Origin of the sequence: Flavobacterium pisciphilum (assembly GCF_020905345.1) — a bacterium.
Lineage (GTDB): Bacteria > Bacteroidota > Bacteroidia > Flavobacteriales > Flavobacteriaceae > Flavobacterium > Flavobacterium pisciphilum.
On sequence record NZ_JAJJMO010000001.1, the window covers coordinates 4,044,776 to 4,066,318 of the forward strand.

Genomic DNA, 21,543 nt, shown 5'->3' on the forward strand with positions numbered 1-21,543 from the left:
TAAATAAAGTATTTAAGGTTTAGCTTTTTAATTAAAGTTAAACCTTTTTTTATTTTTGATTCTTTAGTTGTTAATGAAAAGTTAAACAAAAAGGAGTCGCTTATAAAATTCGAATCAAAAGTTATTTTTGTTTGCTAAATAACCATTAAACCAATACTTAAGTGAAGAAAATTTTAATTCTTACTATAATAGCTACTTTAGGGCTATTATCTACAAATCTATTTGCACAATCTAAAAAGAAGAAATCCAAAAAAGAAGAAACTACTGTTGCTGTTCCTGATAAAAAACCAGAGTCATCAATTAAAGAATATGGTAAGGTAATTACAAAGGAGGCTGTTTCTGATGAAGGGCTTTTTACGGTACACAAAGTAGATAAAAAATACTATTTTGAGATTCCGAATAAATATTTAAATAAGGACATGCTTTTGGTAAGTAGATTATCAAAGTTACCTTCTAATTTAGGTGGAGGATATGTAAATGCTGGTTCAGAAACTAATGAGCAATTAATAGTTTGGGAGCGCTTTCAAGACAAGATTCTTATTAAATCAAAATCATATAATGCGGTTGCAAACGATACGTTGCCTATAAGTATTTCTGTTAAATCAAATAATTACGAGCCTACATTATTTGCTTTTGATATTGTAGCTTTTAGTAAAGATTCTGCTAATACTGTTATTGATGTTACTAAGTTTTACAGTACTGATGTAAAAGCAATTAGTGGGCTTTCTGCAGAAATGCGAGAAGTATATAAAGTAAAAGGACTAGATGAATCTAGAAGCTTTATTAACGGAATGAAAAGTTTTCCGATGAATATTGAGGTTATTCAGGATATGACTTACAATGCTTCTAAGCCAACAATGTTACAAGAAAGTGAAACGATAAGCATTCAAATGAATCAATCGATGATTTTATTGCCAGAAGTGCCAATGAAACCAAGATTAGCAGATCCAAGAGTAGGATGGTTTACTGTGAGTCAATACGATTATGGAAGTAATGAGTTAAAATCGGATCTTAAAACCTACATCCGTCGTTGGAGATTAGAGCCTAAAGATCCAGAGGCGTATGCAAAAGGAGAATTGGTAGAGCCAATAAAGCCAATAGTATATTATTTAGATCCTGCAACTCCTGTAAAATTGAAAAAATATATTAAGCTAGGAATTGAAGAATGGCAGAAAGTATTTGAAACTGCTGGGTTTAAAAATGCGATTATTGCAAAAGACGCTCCAACAAAGGAAGAAGACCCTGATTTTAGTCCTGAAGATATTCGCTACTCAGTGATACGTTATGTTGCTAGTACAACTAGAAATGCTATGGGACCAAGTGTTTCAGACCCTAGAACTGGAGAGATTATAGAAAGTGATGTAATCTGGTATCACAATCATTTGCGTTCTTATAGAAATAGATATTTGTTAGAAACTGGTGCAGCAAATCCATCGGCTAGAACTTTGAAAACAAGTGATGAAGAAATGGGGGAGATGATGCGTATGGTTATTGCTCATGAAGTGGGGCATGCACTAGGTTTTCCTCATAATATGGGAGCAAGTTGTGCCTTTGATACCGAAAGTTATAGAAACGGCGATTTTACACAACAAAGCGGAATTGCAGCGAGTATAATGGATTATGCACGTTTCAATTATATTGCACAGCCTGGAGATAAAAATATCCGTTTTATTCGCAAAATGGGGGCTTATGATCATTATGCTTTAAATTGGGGATATAGAGTTATTCCTAACGTAAAATCTGCAGAAGATGAATTACCAACATTAGACAAATGGATTCTTGAAAAAGCTGGAAATCCAATCTATAAATTTGGAAAGCAGAGCAGTACTTTTGATCCATCGTCGCAAACTGAAGATATTGGAAATAATTCGATGAAAGCAGGTACATACGGGCTTAAAAACTTAGAATATGTAGCAAATCATTTGAGTGAATGGACAAGTACTATTTCTAATAATTATGATGATTTAGACGAATTGTATAAAGAATTATTAGATGTATGGAGTAGGTATGTAGGTCATGTTGTGACTAACGTAGGTGGTGTTTATGAAAATCTTAAAAACCCAAATCAAGCAGGAAATGTTTACGAAGTGGTTCCAAAAGCAAAACAAATAGAGGCAATGAATTGGCTTCAGACAAATGCTTTTGCTTCGCCTACATGGATTGTGAATTTGAATACTTTAAAAAATACAAATTATTCAGGCTATACAGAGCGATTTAGAAGTTTACAAGTTAGACATTTAAATAGTTTATTAAGTTTTGGACGTGTTGGTAGATTAATGGATGCCGAAATAATTGGTACAGATACGTATAAAGCATTAGATTTTTTGAAGGATATCAGAAAAGGAATTTGGAAAGAAGCTAGTGCCTCAACTAATGTAACCATATACAGAAGAAATTTACAGCGTGCTTATATTGATAGAATGGCTTATTTAATGACTGAGGAGATTAAACCATCAGATAGAGCAACGGAGTATTATAATGTAGCTCAGTCAGACATTAGAGCTTTAGTTAGAGGAGAATTAAATACATTGAAAAAAACACTCTCAGCAGCAAAAGCGATGGCTGTAAATACAGAAACAAAATATCATTATGAAGATTGTATTAAAAGAATTGATTTAGTTCTTAATCCAAAATAATTAGATATCCAATAAATAAAAAGAGGCCCTAGGGCCTCTTTTTATTTATTGATTGTTTCTTCTCTCTTTCATTTTTTCTTTCATCTTCTCTTTGTTTTCCTCTCTCATTGCAGTCCATTTTTTGTATTGGTCAGCATTTAAGATTGATTTCATTTGAGTTTCATTTGCAGTTTTTTCGTCCATCATTTCTTTTTTAAGAGCTGCTTTCTCTTCTGCGGTTGGTTTTACATTACTGTCTTTTCTTGCTTTACGCATTTCCATTTGTTTTTGCCCTTTGGCACTTCTGTCAGCTAGTAATTTTCCAACTTGAGTTTGTTGGTTGGCATCTAGATTTAATTCGGTAGTTAGTTTTTTTAATTGTTTCTCATTTCGTTGTTCAGGAGTCAACCGTTCTCGTTGTTGTTTAACAGGTTGAGTAGCATCTTGAGCAAAGCTTACCATTCCAACGAACAATAAAGCAGCGATAAATAATTTTTTCATGATTTGTTTGTTTTAAAAGGTTATTGATGTTAGACATTTATAAAATAAATAGGTTTAATGCGGTTTTTTTAATTATAATTTATTTAACAGATGATAAAACAGATTTTGTTTCTTAAATTCGCACCGTGAAAAAAATGGTCTTCATATTGATTCTAGCTATTTTTCTAAAGCCAGTATTTCCGGTTATAGAATATATTGTCAATTATGATTACATTTCGACTGTACTTTGCGAGAATAAAGCGCAACCTGTTATGCAGTGTAACGGAAAGTGTCATTTAATGAAAGAATTGGCTAAAGCTGCTGATGCTGAAAAGCCTTCTTCATCTGATAAAAAAAACACCTCTCTGGATAAAGTCGATTTAATGTTTGAATCTGCAAACGAATTCACATTACAATTATATCCAAACATCAATAAATCACAAATCAATGCGGCTTATGCTAATTTGTATTCGCACCTTAATGCCGATTTGTTTTTTCATCCGCCTACAAGTATTTCTTAAATTTTAATTAAAACACTTTTGTGTCTTGCTATTTCATTTGATTACTGTCATTTGAGGTAAGCTTATGCACATACTATTTTAAATCTATTAAGAATATACAACTCAAAAATGAAAAAAATATTATATAAAGCAGTAGCTATTTTGGCTATAACTGCTGCTGTGTCAGCATGTTCAAGTGATAACGACGAAACTGTTTCTGGAACTGGGAAAATGGGATTGAAATTTGATAACTCATTTGGATCAAATGATTTAATTCTAGAAACACAAGGAAATAGGACGTCTAATAATGAGGTTTTAAAGATTACTAACGTTAAATACATTGTAAGTAATGTTGTTTTAACAAAGAGCGACGGAACCTTATTTACATACCCAAAAGCAAAAAGTTATTTTATTGCTGACGAAGCAAGTGAGGCTGGTTACAAATTTATATTATCAGATATTCCTGCAGGAGATTATATAAAAGTAAAATTTGGGATTGGAGTAGATAAAGAACAATGGCAATTGGGTGCATCTGGACAAGGTGATTTCCTTGCACAAGCTCAAGCTGCTGGAATGCTTTGGAATTGGACTGCTGGATACAAATTTCTTGCTTTCGAAGGGAATTTTACATCTGAGACTGTAACAACTCCTCTTCCTTTTATGATTCATACAGGACAAACAGGAACTGATTATAATTATACTGAAGTAACATTGGACTTTCCAACAAAGGCTTTGGTAAGAACTAATATTCAACCAGACGTACATATTATAACCGATTTGTCTAAAATTCTTGACGGCCCTAACAAAATCAAACTTTCAGATTATAATAAGGGTGGTATGGGTGCTATGATTATGGGGGGAGCTTCTTTGCCTTTAATTACTGCCAATGTAGCAACCATGTTTAGAATAGATCACGTACATAACGATTAATTTCATTTTTAGGAGCACAAAAGTTATTTTTCATAAGGAACTCTTGTTCCGCTTTTTGCTATATCTTTTTAATTTTTTGAAGAAAAAATAAAAAGGATGCCGCGTCAATCGGGGCTAGCGATGGGCTTTTGTGCTTCTTTCAAAATTTTAAAACCATGAGAATAAAATATTTTCTTTGGGTGATGATTCCATTATTATATAGTTGTAGTAATCAGGATGATGAATATATAAATGTGCCTTTAGATTTTAAGGTACCATCTAATTTTCCAGCTTTAGTTTATGATATTACTGCAAACCCACCAACTGAAAAAGGATTTGAGTTAGGTAAAAAACTTTTCTACGATGGGCGTTTGGCTTCTGATGGAATTGTTTCATGTGGCTTTTGTCACATTCAAGAGAATGCATTTACACATCACGGACACACAGTGAGTCATGGTGTTGGCGATGCATTAGGAACTCGAAATGCACCACCAATTCAGAATTTGGCATATCAAGCCATTTTTATGTATGATGGGGTAACCAATCATTTGGACTTGCAGCCAATAATTCCGCTAACGAGTGATATCGAAATGAATGGTAATTTGAATGCTATTCTCGAAATGATGCGAGGCGATAAAACATATCGTACTTTGTTTGGACAAGCTTTTACCGATGGGGCAATTACTACTGAGAATATGCTAAAAGCTCTTTCGCAGTTTATGGTAATGGTAACCTCATCTAATTCTCGTTTTGATAAATACCGTCGTAATGAAGCAGGGGGAACACTTACAACTGATGAATTGGCTGGATATGCATTGTTTAATTCAAAATGTGCTTCGTGTCATGCAACCGATTTAATGACTGATGATTCGTTTAGAAACAATGGTTTGGCAGTAAATCCTAGAGTAAACGATGTGGGGCGTTATAAAGTTACTGAACTAGTTAGTGATTACTATAAGTTTAAAGTGCAGAGTTTACGAAATGTAGAAGTTTCGGCTCCCTATATGCACGATGGGCGTTTTGGAACGCTAGAGGCTGTTCTAGATCATTATGCTAATGGAATAGAAGCTTCGGCAACTTTAGATCCGATATTGAGGCAAAATGGAAAGCTAGGAATTGAACTTTCGGAAATGGATAAAAAACAGATAATCGCGTTCTTAAAAACATTAACGGATCGTCAATTCTTAACCGACAGACGATTTTCGGAGTTTTAGTAGTTCCTAAAAGGACTTGAATGCTCTGTAGAAGGAAATAATATAATGAAAATTGGAGTTTTAGCCCCGATTGTAGTGAAAAGCCTTTTTTAAAGAAAAGCCTTTGTTTTCTTGGGTTTAGGAAGTGACCAACGGAAACTTTGTAAACGTATAGAAAAATGGATTTTTAAGAAAAGCTTGTAACGGAAAGCGGGAATAGCTCCTGAAAAAAGATAATAAAATGAAAAAAATAATAGTTTTAAGTTTAGTTTTAGTTTGCAATTTTACTTTTGCTGCAACAGTAAAAGATAGTCTTTCGATCTTTACATTTCAACGATTGGCAATGATGGAAGACTTTGATTGCGACGCTTGTGGTTGTTCAGCAAGTGGAGGAAGCATGGGGTTTAGCTCGATGTTAAATTCTAATTTTGTTGGGATACGTTATTTCAATCAAAGTTATACGAGTCGTGATGGTATTTTTGCTAATTCTCCTTGGATCGATGAGAATTTTAATACTGTTCAGGCATGGGGGAGAATTCCAGTTAGTAAGAGGGTTCAGATTTCGGCATTGGTTCCTTATCATTTTCATAATCGTGAATTAACTGCAGGAACAGAGAGTATTTCTGGGTTGGGAGATATTTCGGTAATGGCGCTTTATACATTATTTGAAACTCAAAAAGATAGTGCTGTTTTTACTCATAAAGTTGAACTTGGTGGAGGTGTAAAAATGCCAACAGGAAGGTTTAATGAAGCAAATAATACGGGGAGTGTAAACAAGAGTTTTCAGTTAGGAACAGGAAGTTGGGATTATTTATTAGTTTCAGAATATGTAATTAAGAGAAAGAATTTAGGATTAAATACCATGTTAAACTATGTTATAAAGACCGAAAACGAGCAGAAATACCAATATGGTAACCAATTTAATTATTCGGGAACGTTCTTTTATTTGTTTGATTTACCATCAGTACAATTAGTTCCTCAATTAGGTTTTGCAGGAGAAGTATATGCTACAAACAAACAACACGGATTGGACTTGCCAAATACCGCAGGAGATATTCTTTTTGGCAAATTTGGATTAGAAGTAGGAAAAGATAAATTCTCGGTTGGTGTAAATGGGATGCTTCCTATAAATCAAAATTTATCTAGTGGTGCTATGGAGGCTAATTATCGTTGGAGTATAAACCTGAATTATACTTTGTAATAGGATTCAGAACGATTTTAAGTGTTTAAAATCTATTAGGTTGATTTTGTACGATTTATAGTTTAGTTTTACAAGGTTTTATTTATACATATGAAATTAAGAAAAATAACTGTTGATAATAATGTTTACCTCTATGTAATGAAGGGGAGCGTTGATTTTTTGTCAAGAGAAGCTACATTGTCAGTAAAAATATTCCTAAGAGATTATAAGCAAACGCCATTAATAGTTGATTTTGTAACTTGGGATGATCCGATAATTGGACATCCTTTAAATTTTGGTTTTCCACTTCTTAAGTCATTAGCGGATGAAAAGGAAGTTGTCAATTTGAATAGGCCTAAATATATTAGAGAATGTATTTTGCATGGATTGGAAAAAGGATGGACTGGGAAAAATAAACTAGAACCACTTGATGGGTTAGAAATGTTAGCTAATTTAGGATATGACGTTTCTGTTTTATGTATTAAAAAAGAAGATAGCGCCAAATAAAGTAGACTTGTAGATTAGTTGAAATAAAATTTAAAAGGCTTCTATATCAGTAGGTTCAATAGCTTGTTGATAGAGAAGCTTTTTTATGCAAGATAGTTTAAGAAAATTATGTGCTATCGAGAGTTCTTTGTACGATTGAGTTTTTAAATTTGTGAAGAGATTAAACAAATTATAATAGATAGAAGTAAGCGAAAAAATGGAGTTTAATAAGAAAAGTAAAAATAGGGTTCTAAAAGCTGTCAGCGGCGAAATGTCTTATAAGAAATTAACTGCTCCAGAATTACATCAGTTTGTTCAGAACTGGAATTATGATGATGGGCTTGAGCCTTTTGACTGGATTGTAAAGCAAAAATATTGTGATAAAGGAACTGCTCTTTGTTTGTATTGGTTTCTTCAACCTGATTATTTCTGCAGGTTTGAAAATAAAGATGAAATAGAAGAGGACATAAACTATGAGAGCTATGCGTTAATAAAAGAAATTGAAGAGAAATATTGTGCTGGTTTTTATGAGGATGAGAATTTCTCTTTTAATCCTAAAGATGAATTTCTTGACGAAAATTCTAATACGAAATGTATTCCTAAAGAGATGCTTGAGAAATCGACAGGGGATGTTTTTGAACGACAAGATATTGAATTTGCTTTTTTAAGAAAACCGAATGAAAAGGAATTAAAAACAATCAATACCAAGATAGAAGCTGCAATAAAGATTATTCAGTTTTCAAATCCTGACTTTGTTTATGGTCAAACTGATATCGCAATACAAGCTATAGTAGCAAGTGTTGAATATTGGAAAGGGAAAGAATTAGGAAAGATTAAAATTAATAATTTGTCTTATTTATGGATGGATTGCGTTCAGAAAGAACACAGTTGGAACTGGATAATTTGGGATTGGGAAACAGCAAATAATATAGGAGTGTCAAACGCTACAAAAGAACTTACTTGTCTTGCAGATACAATTATAAATCATACGATAGATGGATTTATGCCAAGTTCAATAATTGCCGATTTGTATAAAGATTTGAAGGGAGTGCGTAATTTTTACGATTTAAAAAGAGATCCCTATAGTGGCATTGGATTATTGTTTAGTTCAGATCATTTGAAATTTAGAGAATAATATTCTTAAAGATTAGTAATCAAGCACCAAAACTAGTAGAAGAAATTACTGTTGAGGTTTATAGTAATTTCACTTTTAAATAATGTCATACATAGTTTGAATTGCTTAATTTTACAGTCCAATTTTAATAAAATTAATATGTTTCAGAATAAAAATTTGTGGTTTGTAGTTTTAGTTTCGTTCATTTTTAATTTTGGTTTTGCCCAAGAAAATGAATATTTATTAAAGTTTAAAACTTCTAAAGAATTACAAAAGTTTTTAAATTATTCTAAGAAAACTATACCGTTGGTAAGTGCACATAGAGGTGGACCAACTGTTGGGTTTCCTGAAAATTGTACACCAACATTTGCTAATGCAATAAAATACAATCCTACAATCGTAGAAACAGATATTGCTCTTAGTAAAGATTCTGTTCTAGTTATGATGCATGATAATACGCTTGACAGAACAACAACTGGAACAGGTGTAATCGAAGGATATACATATAAAGAATTACAACAGCTTTTCTTAAAGGATACGGAAGGAAAGGTAACTCCGTATAAAATTGAAACTTTAGATCAAATCCTACAATGGGGTAAAGACAAAGTAATCTACAACCTAGATATTAAAAAAGGAGTTCCAATGCAAATGATTATTGATGCGGTAAGAAGAAATAAAGCTGAGGCGTATTCGGTAATTATTACATATAATGCAACACAAGCTGCTGAGGCTGCTAAACTAGCACCAGATTTAATGATTTCGGTTTCTGCAAAAGGAAAAGAAGATGTGGAGCGTATGGAGAAATTAGGTGTTAAAGCCAATAAAATGATTGCATTTGTAGGTACTTCAGAACCAAAACCAGAAGTGTATGAATATTTACACAGCCGTAAGATTTCTTGTATTTTAGGAACGATGGGGAATCTTGATAAAAGTGCTGCTGCCAAAGGAGATGAACTATATTATAAATTAGTTGCCAATGGAGCCAATGTGCTTTCTTCAGACCGTAATGTAGAGGCTGGTAAGCAGTTGATAAAATATGCTACTGATAAAAAATTAAAGTCAAAGCATATTGTCGTTAAGGAAATAAAATAATAAAAAAAAGAGCTTCAATTTGAAGCTCTTTTTTTTATTAACTAGAAAATTATTTTACAATAAATTGCTTAATTTTAATGAAGAAACAATTCTAATTTTAAAGAAAGAAAGATATGGATTTAGATAGAGTAGCAGGTATGAATAAAATAACATTTTTTTCGGCTCAGCCATATGATAAAACTTTCTTTAACAAGCACAATTGTGAATTTGGATTTGATTTAGAATTTTTCGAGACACAGCTTAATAAACATACCGTAAATTTAATTCAGAGCTCAAATATCATTTGTGTTTTTGTAAATGATATTGTTGATGAAACTGTGATAAAACAACTGGCAGAAAAAGGAGTGAAGATTATTGCTTTGCGTTGTGCAGGTTTTAATAATGTAAATCTCGAAGTGGCAAAGAAATATGGAATTCAGGTATGTCGAGTCCCAGCTTATTCACCCGAAGCTGTTGCTGAGCACGCAATGGCAATGATTCTTACACTTAATCGCAAAACCCATAAAGCATATAACAGAGTTCGTGAGCAGAATTTTTCCTTAAACGGCTTATTAGGATTTGATTTGAATGGTAAAACAATAGGTATAATAGGAACAGGAAATATAGGGAAAGCTTTCTCAAAAATAGGAAAGGGCTTTGGCTGTAAAATTATTGCTTATGATATTGCAACAAGCTCTGAAATGGAAAAAGAAGGCGTTGTGTTTACTGATTTGGATACTGTTTTTAAGGAAAGTGATATTATCTCATTGCACTGTCCGTTAAACGAAAAAACAAAACATATCATAAATAAGCACTCTCTAAAGCAAATGAAAAATAGTGTTATGATTATTAATACAAGCCGAGGTGGGTTAATAGAAACGGCGAGTGTAATCGAAGCGCTAAAAGAAGGTAAAGTGGGATATTTGGGAATTGATGTGTATGAACAAGAAGAGGAATTGTTTTTTAGAGATCTCTCAGAAGATATTATAAAAGATGATGCAATCCAGCGGTTAATGAGTTTTCCAAATGTATTAGTTACAGCACACCAAGCTTTTTTTACAAGCGAAGCATTAACACAAATTACACTTGTGACTTATAATAATATTAAAGAATTACTAATAAGAAAAGATATTCAAAATAAATTGGCATTGCTGGTCTAGAGCAGATTTACTCGTATGTAGTATAATTTATTTTTGTATTTTTAATGCTTATAAAAAACATAAAATCATGAAAAAAACAATTTTTATCGGCTTGGCATTAATTAGTTTGTATTCTTGCCAGAAAAAAGAAACTCCAGCTGATGAAGTAAAAAATATTGATTCGACTACTATGGAGGCAGAAGCAAAGACTGACTCAATATTAGTTAATGATAAATCAAGAGGGATAGATAATCAAGTAGTTGATTTAATTCGCAAGCAGTTGACTACAGTGTTGTTAAAAGATGATTTAGCAGCAATGACAAAAGAAGATCGATTCTTTTACTATGATACTTTCGATTTAAATAATGATGGTAAAGACGAGTACATTATAGGCTTTTCGAGCCCTTATTTTTGTGGAACAGGAGGATGTTCAGGTTTTGTTCTAAATAACGACGGGAGCCTGTTAAATAAGTTTACAGTAACCGATTTTCCTCTTTTTGTGGGTAAAGGTACCTCTGAGAAATTTCATGACCTTATAGTGAGCAGCAAAGGGGTTTTGTATAATGTAAAAATGAAAAACGGAAAATATCCATCCAATCCTTCAGTTCAGGAAAAACGTAATGGTGATGTTCCAGAAGAATCTCCAACGATTCTAGATATAGATAATAAAAAATATCAGAAAATTTCTTTTTAAGATTTTGAGAAATTCAATAAAAAAACCCGACAGATTACATAATCTGTCGGGTTTTTGTTTATATCGAATAAAAAAATTATCCTACGAATTCAACCATTTTAAAATCACCTTCAACAGCAACTTTTGTCAAACCATTTTTAGATAAGTTTTTCATTGCGGCATCCCATTTTTTACCGCTTAAATTAGCTTTTACTTTTAGTTGAGCCAAATCAATTTTGTTGTCATTTACTTTTAATAGATCTATGATTAATTTCTCCTCATCAGTTAATTCAATAGCAATTTGTTTTTTCTCAGGACGCATTTGTGGAAACAATAATACTTCTTGAATTGAAGCATTATTAGTAAGGTACATGATCAAACGGTCCATACCAATTCCCATTCCAGATGTTGGAGGCATTCCGTATTCAAGAGCTCTTAAGAAATCCTCATCGATGATTCCTGTTGCTTCATCATCTCCTTTTTCAGACAAACGCATTTGGTCTTCAAAACGCTCACGTTGGTCAATTGGGTCATTTAATTCAGAATAAGCATTGGCTACTTCTTTACCGCAAACCATTAATTCAAAACGCTCTGTCAATTCAGGATTGTCACGGTGCTCTTTACACAATGGTGACATTTCTTTTGGATAATCAGTAATGAAAGTTGGTTGAATATAATTTCCTTCGCATTTAGCTCCAAAAATCTCATCAATAAGTTTTCCTTTACCCATTGTTTTATCAACGTCAATTCCCATTCCTTTAGCCGCTTCGTAAAGCTCTTCTTCGGTTTTACCAGAAATATCAAAACCAGTAAAATGTTTGATAGAATCAGTCATTGTAACACGAGCATAAGGTGCTTTGAAGTTTATTTGGTGTTCTCCAAAAGTCACTTCGCTAGTTCCGTTAACTGCAATTGCGCAATGCTCAAGTAAGTCTTCAGCAAAGTTCATCATCCAGTTGTAGTCTTTGTAGGCTACATATATTTCCATAGCAGTAAACTCAGGGTTATGCGTTCTGTCCATTCCTTCATTTCGGAAGTTTTTAGAAAACTCATAAACACCTTCAAAACCACCAACAATTAATCTTTTTAAATACAACTCATTTGCAATACGCATGTACAACGGAATGTCTAGCGAGTTATGGTGTGTAGTAAACGGACGTGCTGCAGCTCCACCAGGGATTGGCTGTAAAACAGGAGTTTCAACCTCAAGGTAACCAGCATCGTTAAAAAAGTTACGCATAGCGTTAAACAATTTTGTACGTTTAATAAAAGTATCTTTTACGTTTTGGTTCACCGTTAAATCTACATAACGCATTCTGTAACGCAATTCAGCATCATTAAAAGCATCATGTACATTTCCATCTTCATCTACTTTTGGTAATGGAAGTGGACGTAACGTTTTACTCAAGAAAGTAAATCCGTCAACACGAATACATTGTGCACCAACTTTAGTTGTAAATAATTCACCTTCTATACCGATGAAATCACCTAAGTCTGTTAGTTTTTTAAATACTTGGTTGTATAACGTTTTATCATCACCTTCACACAAAACATCACGATTAACGTACAATTGAATACGTCCTTCGCTATCTTGTAGTTCAGCAAAACAAGCTTTTCCTTGATCTCTTACACTCATCAAACGTCCAGCAACAATCACCTTCTTACCCTCTTCAAAAGACTCCTTAATTTGCTTCGAAGTATGATTTACAGGAAAAAGATTAGCAGGATAAGGATTGATTCCTAAGTTGCGTAAGTTTTGAAGTTTTTCTCTTCGGATGATTTCTTGTTCAGATAAGGCCATTATATACTGTTTTTTAAGTGTGCAAAGATAGTCAAATTTGAAAAAGTGGCAATTTCAAAATTTGAAAATAATTTTAGTTTTTTTAGAAGCAAAAATATGTCTCGTTATTCTGGGATTAGTTTTCAGTAGCAGTAGTTAGTTTTCAGTCACAGTTTCCTCTCAAAACAAAACTTTAGCGTCCCTAGCGGGTGCTCTTGCGAACTTTGCGGTTAAAATTTTGTTTCAAGAATCTTTGCTTTGTCAAGGAAGTAGGATTGAGAATTAAAATCTGTTTGATCTCCAGAATCTGCGTGCCGAAAATAGTAGTTATTGATTTCAAGTTTCAAATAAATCTTTGCTTCTCTAGCGGGTGCTCTTGCGAACTTTGCGGTTAAGTCTCAGTGTTTAGTATTTAGTTTTCAGTGTTCAGTTTAAAGTCTCGGTTTACAGTAATCAGTATAGATAAAACTTTGCGAATCTTTGATTTGTCAAGGAATAGGATTGAGAATTAAAATCTGTTTGATCTCCAGAATCTGCGTGCCGAAAATAGTAGTTATCGATTTCAAGCTTCAAATAAATCTTTGCTTCCCTAGCGGGGGCTCTTGCGAGCTTTGCGGTTAAGTCCGAGTGTTTAGTATTTAGTTTGCAGTCACAGTTTTCAGTGTTCAGTTTAAAGTCTCGGTTTACAGTAATCAGTATAGATAAAACTTTGCGAATCTTTGTTTTGTCAAGGAAGTAGGATTGAGAATTAAAATCTGCTTGATCTCCTGAATCTGCGTGCCGAACAACATTAATTCTTACGCTTTATACTCTAGAATTTTAAAACTTCAGTACATTAGCAATCAAAAATCTTTGCCTTTAAATAAAAATGAAAAAATATTTCTTCTTCTTTTTGCTCACAATTCTTTTTACAAGTTGTCAGGTTACCGAAACAATTCATTTAAATGCAGATGGAAGCGGAAACATTGAAATAACCAAGCTTCGAGATGAACAGAGTTATATGCTTTTGATGAGAGATAAATACTCAAAAGATGAGCAATTTCAGGATACAACCTATGTTTTTCAAGATTATATTACAAAGTACAACGAAACATTTTTAAAATATACACAATCAGAACAGCAGCTATTCCAGAAATACGCAAAAGCCAAAGTTCATGTGAAAAAGAGTTCTTTTGATAAAGAATTCAAGACTACAATTATATTTCCTTTTGCTAAAATAGAAGAAGCTCCGAATTTATATAATACGGAAGATTATGCAAGTGATATTGAGAATAATTATGCGCTCACAGCCGAGAAACATTTTTTTGATGTGCAATATAGTTTTGATGGAACTACTTTTAAACGAACTTTAAATGTTATCAATGAGGCAGAAATTCAAAGAAATAAAAATCAGATTGAGAAATTTAAATCTAAAACCAACTCCTTGGATTTAACTCAAACCTACACACTCAAATATAATTTCCCTCGTAAGATTAAGTCAGTTTCAAATAGTAATGCAATACTAAGTTCGGATAAAAAAGCATTGACACTTACCTTTCAATTATTAGATTGTTTGCAAGACCCTATGAGTACAAATTTAGAAGTGATTTTAGAATAAATAAATTTAAATATATAAAAAAAGAGAATGAAGAAAATTTTAGTTTGTCTGTTGATTGTTTTGTCTTTTTCGAGCTGTACAATGAAAGAAAAAATGGTTATGAATGAAGATGGTTCAGGGAGTTTTTCATACGGATTTGATTTGTCCGGAATATTTAAATTGGGTTTTAAGAGTACAGATTCTACAAAAAACAGTAAAGTAATTGATAGTGTTTTTACTTTTAAAGAAGTTTTTGCAAAAGTAAAAGATAGCGTTGCCAAATTACCAGAGTCTGAAAGAAAAAAAATAAAAATGCTTGAAAACTTTAAAGTGAGTGTAAAAGCAAATGAAGGTAAAGAACAATTGAAACTTGACATGGAATATAATTTTCAGTCAATAGATAGTCTTAAAAATATGCTTTCGCCCCTAGAAGCCCTGGAAGCAATGCCAAAAATAGGCCCAAGCAAACAGTTAAGTAATTTAAGTGTTCCTGAAAAAGAGAATAAAAAAACAATGTTTTCATATAAATATGATGGAAAGGTCTTTGAGAAAGTAATTTTGCTTCCCGAAGGTGCTAAAGCAAATAAGGATAAGAAGAAGAAAGAAAAAAATGCTGATAATGATTTTTCAAAAAAAATGGATGAAATTTTAAAAGAATGTAAATATTCAATAGAATATCAATTTCCCAAAAAAATAAAAACGATTTCATTAAAAAACGCAATAATCTCAAAAGATAAAAAAAGTTTTATTCTTGAAATTCCGATGAAAGATTTTCCGGATGATGAAGAAAAACTTGGCTTTAAAGTAACATTTGAAAATTAGTCAGAATTCATAAAAACAACAATTCTTCAAAATAGACTTCGTATATTTGAGGAAAAATATAATTTACAATATGAGACTATTAAAATTTCTTAGTTTTTCCTTTTTATTGGCAACATTAACGAGCTGCACTTTTACAGAAAATATCAATATTACAGATAACGGAACTGGTAAATTCTCACTGGAGATGGATGCATCGGGACTTATGAAGATGGCAGGGGAACAATTAGGAAATGAAGTGAATGATTCTAAACAAAAGATTGATACCACTTTTTCATTCAAAGAAATGTTTAAAAATAAGAAAGATAGTATCGCTAAACTTTCTCCTGAGGAGCAAAAAGAACTTAAAAAGTTAGAAAACTTTTTGGTTCATATGAAGATGAATACAACAGAAAATGTGTTTTTATTGAATTTAAACTCTGATTTCAAAAATGTAAACGAATTGCAGGATATGGTGAAAAGCTTGAGTACAATTCAAAATATTGAGAAAAATAATTCACAAGACAAACTACCTTTTGGCGGGAATTTTAATAACAACACTACTGTAAGTTTTAATTACGATGGTAAAAAGTTTAACCGAAAAGTTATCTTAAATCCAAAAGAAACAAATAAGCCAGTAGAAGATTCATTAGGGATGAATAAAATGATTTTTGCTTCTTCAACGTATGTTTTAAAATACAATTTTCCTAAAAAGGTAAAAAAAGTATCTAACAGTAATGCTGTATTTAGTGAAGACCGTAAAACGGTAACTATCGAGTACCCTTTTACTGAATATATGGAAAATCCAACTAAAATGGCGCTAGAGGTAGAGTTTGAAAAATAATACAATGAACAAAAAAATTCAACTTCAAGATTTAGGTCAAAAAGATTATAAATCAACTTGGGAATATCAAGAAGAACTATTTAAAGATGTTGTAGACTTAAAAATAAAAAATAGGAGAGAAGAACTTGATTTGCCAACTCCTAATTATTTTCTCTTTGTCGAACATCCACATGTATATACGTTAGGGAAAAGTGGTGATTTGAGTAATTTACTATTGTCCGAAAAACAATTGGAAGCCAAAGGAGCAACTTTTTATAAAATAAACCGCGGTGGTGATATAACCTATCATGGACCAGGGCAAATTGTAGGATATCCTATTCTAGATTTAGAAAATTTCTTTACAGATATTCATAAATACTTGCGATTACTTGAGGAATCTATTATTCTTACTCTTCAAGAATACGGATTAGAATGTGGCCGAAGCGAAGGCGAAACTGGAGTTTGGCTAGGAGTAGGAACACCCTTTGCCCGTAAGATTTGTGCACTTGGGGTACGAGCTTCACGCTGGGTAACGATGCATGGTTTTGCTTTAAATGTCAATGCGGACTTAGGTTATTTTGACAATATTATTCCGTGTGGAATTCGAGGTAAGGCAGTAACATCGCTTCAAGTAGAACTTGGTGTAGAAAAAGTTGATGAAGCTGAAGTTAAAGCAAAAATATTAAAACACTTCACGGCTTTGTTCGAGTCAGAATTTATTTAAATAATATGTTTTCTCAGAGACGCAAAGCTGTTAAGCACGAGCTTTTTTCTCTGCGACTCTGAGAGAGACATTCGTGTAAGCCAAAATCTTAGCTTACAATATCATCTAGTGCCTGAAATAAATTCAGAGGATATTCGGCTATTCTATTGCATAAATACAAATACCATTCTTTACCATATACAAAATAGAGTTTAGTAGCATAACCTTGTTCCTTCAGGCGTTTTAATTGTTCCGTTTGGATTCCGTATAAGCTTTCAAACTCATAAATATCATTACTGGTTTTGTGTTTTTTAATTAGTGAAACAACTTCTTGCTGAATAAAATCATGATGAGTTGCAATAGCGCAGCGATGATTTTTTGATAGTAGTTGATCAATATAATACAAGTAGCGTTCATCTAATTCGGTTCCTCTTGGTATCGAAAGATTGGCAGGAGTATCAAAAGCTCCTTTTACGATGCGTATTCTTCCGTTTTCCTGTATTAATTCTTTAAAATCATCTTGAGATCTATGTAAATAGGCTTGAAGTGTAATTGATGTGTTTTTGTATGTTTGAGCAGCAGTTTTGTAAATAGAAATTATAGCATCTGTTATTTCAACATTTTCGGCACTTATGGTTACTTCAATATTCTCTTTTTCGGCTTCTTTGCATATAGAGGCTAAGTTATTCAAACATAGGTCATGAGATATAGATAATCCGATATGAGATAGGTCTAGAGAAACAGTTGAATTAAGTTTTTGATTCTTAATTTCTTGTGCAATTCTAATAAATTCATCAGTAGCTGCATTGGCTTCCTTTTCTGTTAAGGTATTTTCTCCCATAAATTCCATGGAGCATTTAAAGCCTTCTTTATTTTGTGTTTTTACTTTAAGAATTGTTTCTTCTAATGTTTCTCCACCAATATATCTATTAGCAGCCTTTTTCATTGTTCTAAATAATATTTCGTTAGAGAGTATATGCTCTTTGGCTTTATTATTCATAGCAGCTCTTCTTAAAGCACTAGCTCCAAGTAGTATTAAATCTTTTTCCATTTTGTGTTGTTTTTAGGGCTTGTAATATAGGAAAGATTTCATGGAAAAGTCATAATCAGAAGCTTCAAATTTAATCGAAAAGGCCGCAAAGTTTTATCTTGAAATTTGTAATTAAAATCTAATTGCAAAGTCAGTAAGGAATGTAAAGATTCTTGAAACTGAAACCTCAAGATCCACAAAGTTTTATGCTTACTAAATACTAAGACAGAATACTGAGACTAAAAAATAAAGGCAATAAACAAGATTATAAATTCTCTTTTATCAGGCTTGTAGGATTGTATCCAAATTGTTTTTTAAATGCAAATGAAAAGTGAGAGATATTTTCGAAGCCTAAATCAAGGTAAATATCAGATGGTTTTTTTCTTTCTTTTTCAATTTGGAAATGGGCTTCTTGGAGTCTTTTTTGTATCAACCAGCGATTAGGAGTGTCGTTAAAAACTTTTTTGAAATCCCTCTTAAAAGAAGATAAACTTCTACCAGTTAAGTAAGCGAGTCTTTCGAGGCTCACATTAAACTTATAGTTTCGATATATAAACGCTTCTAAATCTAATTTTTCAGGAATACTTTGGTCAAACAAAGCATTCGAAATTTCGGGATTCGTTTGTAATAATATAAGCAAGAGTTCTTCTCTTTTTACTTTCGAAAATGTTTCGTCAATAACTCCTCCATCATTGTAATAAGGCATTAACGAACGTATAAAATTAGGCACTAAAGTATCTTTTTTAAGAAAGATAAATGCATTTTTAGATTCAGATTTTATACTCGTAATAGCATGATTTTTTTTGAATTCTGTTAGGAAATCTTCGTCAAAAACAACTACAACCTTTTCAAATTTCCCATTGTCTTTTTGTTTGTTGTATTTAGCCAAATGGTTTTTCCTTACAATGCAATAATCTCCTGATTTGATGGTATGCATTGTAAGACCATCATAACCTTCGATTTCACCAACAGCCAGATATAAAAACAGATGCTCAGGAACAAATTGTTCACCAGAAATCTCAGGGCCAATATAACATGATTTTATTTCGGAAATTTTCATCTTGATTTAAATTATACTTCTGCTAATTTACATCTTTCCACCATTCTTTAAAAACTTGTGTGCTATCATTTAAATATACAATTTCGCCAATCATCGGAGTTACCAATGGTAAGTTGGTTGTTTTGTTCAGTTTAGATAATTCTGTCAATGGTTCATCCCAAGAGTGCATTGCTAATTTAAATTTTGAAGAATGCACAGGAAATAGTCTTTTGGCATTTAAATCTTGAGCTGCTTTGAGTACTTGTTCTGGAAGCATGTGTATGGCTTCCCAAGCTAGATTATATTGTCCGTTTTCTAAAATTGCAAAATCTATAGGTCCGTATTGTTCGCCAATTTTTTTAAAATGAGTATCATAACCACTATCACCACCTATGTATATTTTGATGTTAGGTGTCTGTAAGATATAAGAAAGCCATAAGGTATTGTTTTTAGACAATCCTCTTCCCGAAAAATGTCTGGCAGGAGTTGTATGCACTTTAAAACCATCTTCTAAAATGATGGTTTCGTCCCAATCTTTTTCAATTATTTTGTCTGTAGAATATCCCCAGCGTTCAAAATGTCCTCCAACTCCAAGGCCACAAATTACTTTTTTTACCTTAGGTTTTAAAGCAACTATAGTTTCGTAATCAAGATGATCGTAATGATCGTGGCTAATAAACAAATAGTCAATTGTGGGTAAATCAGCAACAGTATAGCCATTTGCTCCCTTAAATGAGGTCACAGTTCCAGGTAGTGGTGAAGCGTTTCCGCTAAATACAGGGTCAACTAAAAAGCGTTTTCCATCTATTTGCATGAAGTAAGAAGAATGTCCAAACCAAACCAATACATCCGTATCAGGAGAAAGATTATGCAAATCGGTCTTTATAGATGGAATAGAGTCAACAGGCTCACGTCTTGGGTGACTGCCAAATAGTTGGTCATAAAGAATGCCGCCAAAGCTGTATCCATTTGTGAGAGTGGGCGTGTCATGGGTGTTCTGAAATTTTCCATTACTATAATTTTTGGATTTCTTAACTAATTCCAAACGACTGCCTTCTGGTGCTTTACCAAATTTTGGTTGCATCATATATGCAAAAGTAACCAAGGTTAAAATTGCCAAAATACTTATTACTATAATCATAATTCTTTTTGTAATTTTTAAAAAACGTTTCATTCGACTTGTTCTATTATTAATTCTTTGGATGCAATTGTTGTTGCGTATAGAAATAATGTATTAAAAAGATGTTTCAGACGAAATAAGCATTATAATTCAGTGCAAAAAGAAAGAGTGGTTAAAATTAAATTGATGTTTTAAATGGCTCCTTTTGATGGTCCTTATGCAATTGCTAACGCTGTTTTATTTAATCTTTTATAAATATCTAAATTAATGGTACAAAATTGCGCCAAAAAAAATAGTTTTATTTTGTTGAGAAGTCCAATTTTACTTTGTTGAAAAGTTCATTGTGATGCGTAGTTCGTATTTTAATTATGTAAAAGATTCTAGTCAAGGTATATGAGGGTAGCAGTAAGTTTCTACTGTTTACTTTTATCACATAGTCATAGCCAAGTTTTCCTTTTACTATGCATAATTCAATTTTCCCCCTTCGGAGAGTTCATTGTAAAAGGCTTTCTTAATTGTAAATCGTTCTTCTTTATGATTATCAGTGTTTATAAAAATAAAGTGTTCTTTATAACGTGTCCCGCCAGTTCCTTTTCTTAAAACGATATGTTCTGCACAAGATTCATTAGCAGTAGCGTAGAAATGATTTATAAAGCTAGTTGTTGCTGCAGTAATCAAAAACAACCCAACAAGCAACCCAGAGTGAACTATATACCTTCTTTCGCTTACAAAATACACCGAAGGGTTTGTAATTTTTAAGATGATTGTAACCAATAGGGCTATAGCGATTCGTTTAGACGGGATGAGGTAGGTAAAAGTTTATTGTAGATTACTATTTTGTTATTGGCTTTTTAGTTTTTTCATAAAATCACCAAATGCGGGGAAAAAATCCTCAAAAAGTGGATGTTTTCTGTTTTTAAGCATTACTTCACTGAACAGTTTTAATCCAATTGCAAATTCGGTAGATTGATTTTCATTTTCAAAAAGGTTTTTCTCTTTGATTATGTCAATAATTTTAAAAATTTCATCGTGATTTTCAAATTCTAAGGATAAAGGTTCAGATAAGATTGTTTCTTCTTTCATTAAAGAAACCTGTTCTAAGGTAAGTTTATATTTATTTGCTCGCTTCGTCATAATTATTTTTTTTAGTGCTATCGCAGGATTAGTGTCTGCGGGGTATGAGCACCCGAAAGTACAAAATAAAGTTGTAATTCTAAGAAATAATCAATCATTTCAAAAGGGTAAACCAAGTGCAATAAGCAATTTTAAACTAAGACAAAAGAGAATAAAACTCTAGCGGATTGTTATTAAAAT

The 21,543-nt window shown here is 32.4% G+C and carries 21 protein-coding genes; 14 read left to right on the forward strand and 7 right to left on the reverse strand.

Annotated features, from left to right (window positions below; all coding sequences use genetic code 11):
- Positions 1-161: 161 nt before the first annotated feature.
- Positions 162-2,636, forward strand: a complete 2,475-nt coding sequence (locus LNQ49_RS17240) for a zinc-dependent metalloprotease (protein WP_229990260.1) — start codon at positions 162-164, stop codon at positions 2,634-2,636.
- Positions 2,637-2,681: 45 nt separating this feature from the next.
- On the opposite strand, the gene LNQ49_RS17245 is transcribed toward LNQ49_RS17240, so the two are convergent.
- The gene (locus LNQ49_RS17245; protein ID WP_229990261.1) at positions 2,682-3,116 is read right to left on the reverse strand and encodes a DUF4890 domain-containing protein; all 435 of its coding nucleotides are present in this window, start codon (positions 3,114-3,116) and stop codon (positions 2,682-2,684) included.
- A gap of 134 nt (positions 3,117-3,250) precedes the next feature.
- On the opposite strand from LNQ49_RS17245, the gene LNQ49_RS17250 reads away from it, so the two are divergent.
- From LNQ49_RS17250 to LNQ49_RS17290, 9 genes are all read left to right on the forward strand, one after another.
- Positions 3,251-3,616 carry a hypothetical protein gene (locus LNQ49_RS17250; RefSeq protein ID WP_229990262.1) on the forward strand — a complete coding sequence of 122 codons (366 nt, stop codon included), beginning with the start codon at positions 3,251-3,253 and terminating at the stop codon, positions 3,614-3,616.
- 108 nt (positions 3,617-3,724) lie between these two features.
- Entirely contained in the window at positions 3,725-4,525 is an 801-nt protein-coding gene (locus tag LNQ49_RS17255; protein ID WP_229990263.1) for an MbnP family protein, read from the forward strand.
- A gap of 155 nt (positions 4,526-4,680) precedes the next feature.
- Positions 4,681-5,718, forward strand: coding sequence for a cytochrome-c peroxidase (locus tag LNQ49_RS17260; protein WP_229990264.1), 1,038 nt, complete (start codon positions 4,681-4,683; stop codon positions 5,716-5,718).
- Positions 5,719-5,938: 220 nt separating this feature from the next.
- Positions 5,939-6,898, forward strand: coding sequence for a transporter family protein (locus LNQ49_RS17265; protein WP_229990265.1), 960 nt, complete (start codon positions 5,939-5,941; stop codon positions 6,896-6,898).
- 138 nt (positions 6,899-7,036) lie between these two features.
- On the forward strand, positions 7,037-7,384 hold the full coding sequence (locus LNQ49_RS17270) for a hypothetical protein (protein WP_229990266.1): 348 nt from the start codon (positions 7,037-7,039) through the stop codon (positions 7,382-7,384).
- A 196-nt stretch (positions 7,385-7,580) separates the two neighbouring features.
- The gene (locus tag LNQ49_RS17275) at positions 7,581-8,498 is read left to right on the forward strand and encodes a DUF4274 domain-containing protein (RefSeq protein WP_229990267.1); all 918 of its coding nucleotides are present in this window, start codon (positions 7,581-7,583) and stop codon (positions 8,496-8,498) included.
- Between the two features lie 138 nt (positions 8,499-8,636).
- Entirely contained in the window at positions 8,637-9,569 is a 933-nt protein-coding gene (locus tag LNQ49_RS17280) for a glycerophosphodiester phosphodiesterase family protein (RefSeq protein WP_229990268.1), read from the forward strand.
- 113 nt (positions 9,570-9,682) lie between these two features.
- Positions 9,683-10,708, forward strand: coding sequence for a 2-hydroxyacid dehydrogenase (locus LNQ49_RS17285; RefSeq protein ID WP_229990269.1), 1,026 nt, complete (start codon positions 9,683-9,685; stop codon positions 10,706-10,708).
- A gap of 67 nt (positions 10,709-10,775) precedes the next feature.
- Complete coding sequence (locus LNQ49_RS17290; protein ID WP_229990270.1) at positions 10,776-11,381, forward strand: hypothetical protein; 606 nt, start codon at positions 10,776-10,778, stop codon at positions 11,379-11,381.
- 76 nt (positions 11,382-11,457) lie between these two features.
- Here LNQ49_RS17290 and lysS read toward each other — a convergent pair whose 3' ends face one another.
- Positions 11,458-13,161 carry a lysine--tRNA ligase gene (gene lysS / locus LNQ49_RS17295; RefSeq protein WP_229990271.1) on the reverse strand — a complete coding sequence of 568 codons (1,704 nt, stop codon included), beginning with the start codon at positions 13,159-13,161 and terminating at the stop codon, positions 11,458-11,460.
- Positions 13,162-14,008: 847 nt separating this feature from the next.
- Between lysS and LNQ49_RS17300 the strand changes: the two genes are divergently transcribed.
- The 4 genes from LNQ49_RS17300 (at position 14,009) to lipB (ending at position 17,061) form a co-directional block, all read left to right on the forward strand.
- Positions 14,009-14,737, forward strand: coding sequence for a hypothetical protein (locus tag LNQ49_RS17300; protein ID WP_229990272.1), 729 nt, complete (start codon positions 14,009-14,011; stop codon positions 14,735-14,737).
- 27 nt (positions 14,738-14,764) lie between these two features.
- The gene (locus LNQ49_RS17305) at positions 14,765-15,538 is read left to right on the forward strand and encodes a hypothetical protein (protein WP_229990273.1); all 774 of its coding nucleotides are present in this window, start codon (positions 14,765-14,767) and stop codon (positions 15,536-15,538) included.
- A gap of 70 nt (positions 15,539-15,608) precedes the next feature.
- The gene (locus LNQ49_RS17310) at positions 15,609-16,358 is read left to right on the forward strand and encodes a hypothetical protein (protein ID WP_229990274.1); all 750 of its coding nucleotides are present in this window, start codon (positions 15,609-15,611) and stop codon (positions 16,356-16,358) included.
- 4 nt (positions 16,359-16,362) lie between these two features.
- Positions 16,363-17,061: a lipoyl(octanoyl) transferase LipB gene (lipB, locus tag LNQ49_RS17315; protein ID WP_229990275.1), complete on the forward strand. Its 699-nt coding sequence runs from the start codon at positions 16,363-16,365 to the stop codon at positions 17,059-17,061.
- A gap of 88 nt (positions 17,062-17,149) precedes the next feature.
- Here lipB and LNQ49_RS17320 read toward each other — a convergent pair whose 3' ends face one another.
- From LNQ49_RS17320 to LNQ49_RS17340, 5 genes are all read right to left on the reverse strand, one after another.
- Positions 17,150-18,091 carry a proline dehydrogenase family protein gene (locus LNQ49_RS17320; protein WP_229990276.1) on the reverse strand — a complete coding sequence of 314 codons (942 nt, stop codon included), beginning with the start codon at positions 18,089-18,091 and terminating at the stop codon, positions 17,150-17,152.
- 244 nt (positions 18,092-18,335) lie between these two features.
- Complete coding sequence (locus LNQ49_RS17325) at positions 18,336-19,130, reverse strand: helix-turn-helix domain-containing protein (RefSeq protein ID WP_229990277.1); 795 nt, start codon at positions 19,128-19,130, stop codon at positions 18,336-18,338.
- 22 nt (positions 19,131-19,152) lie between these two features.
- A complete protein-coding gene (locus LNQ49_RS17330) occupies positions 19,153-20,250 on the reverse strand; it encodes an MBL fold metallo-hydrolase (RefSeq protein WP_229990278.1) in 1,098 nt (365 codons plus the stop codon).
- A gap of 438 nt (positions 20,251-20,688) precedes the next feature.
- Complete coding sequence (locus LNQ49_RS17335) at positions 20,689-21,003, reverse strand: hypothetical protein (RefSeq protein WP_229990279.1); 315 nt, start codon at positions 21,001-21,003, stop codon at positions 20,689-20,691.
- 66 nt (positions 21,004-21,069) lie between these two features.
- A complete protein-coding gene (locus LNQ49_RS17340; protein ID WP_229990280.1) occupies positions 21,070-21,363 on the reverse strand; it encodes a DUF3861 domain-containing protein in 294 nt (97 codons plus the stop codon).
- Positions 21,364-21,543: the final 180 nt, after the last annotated feature.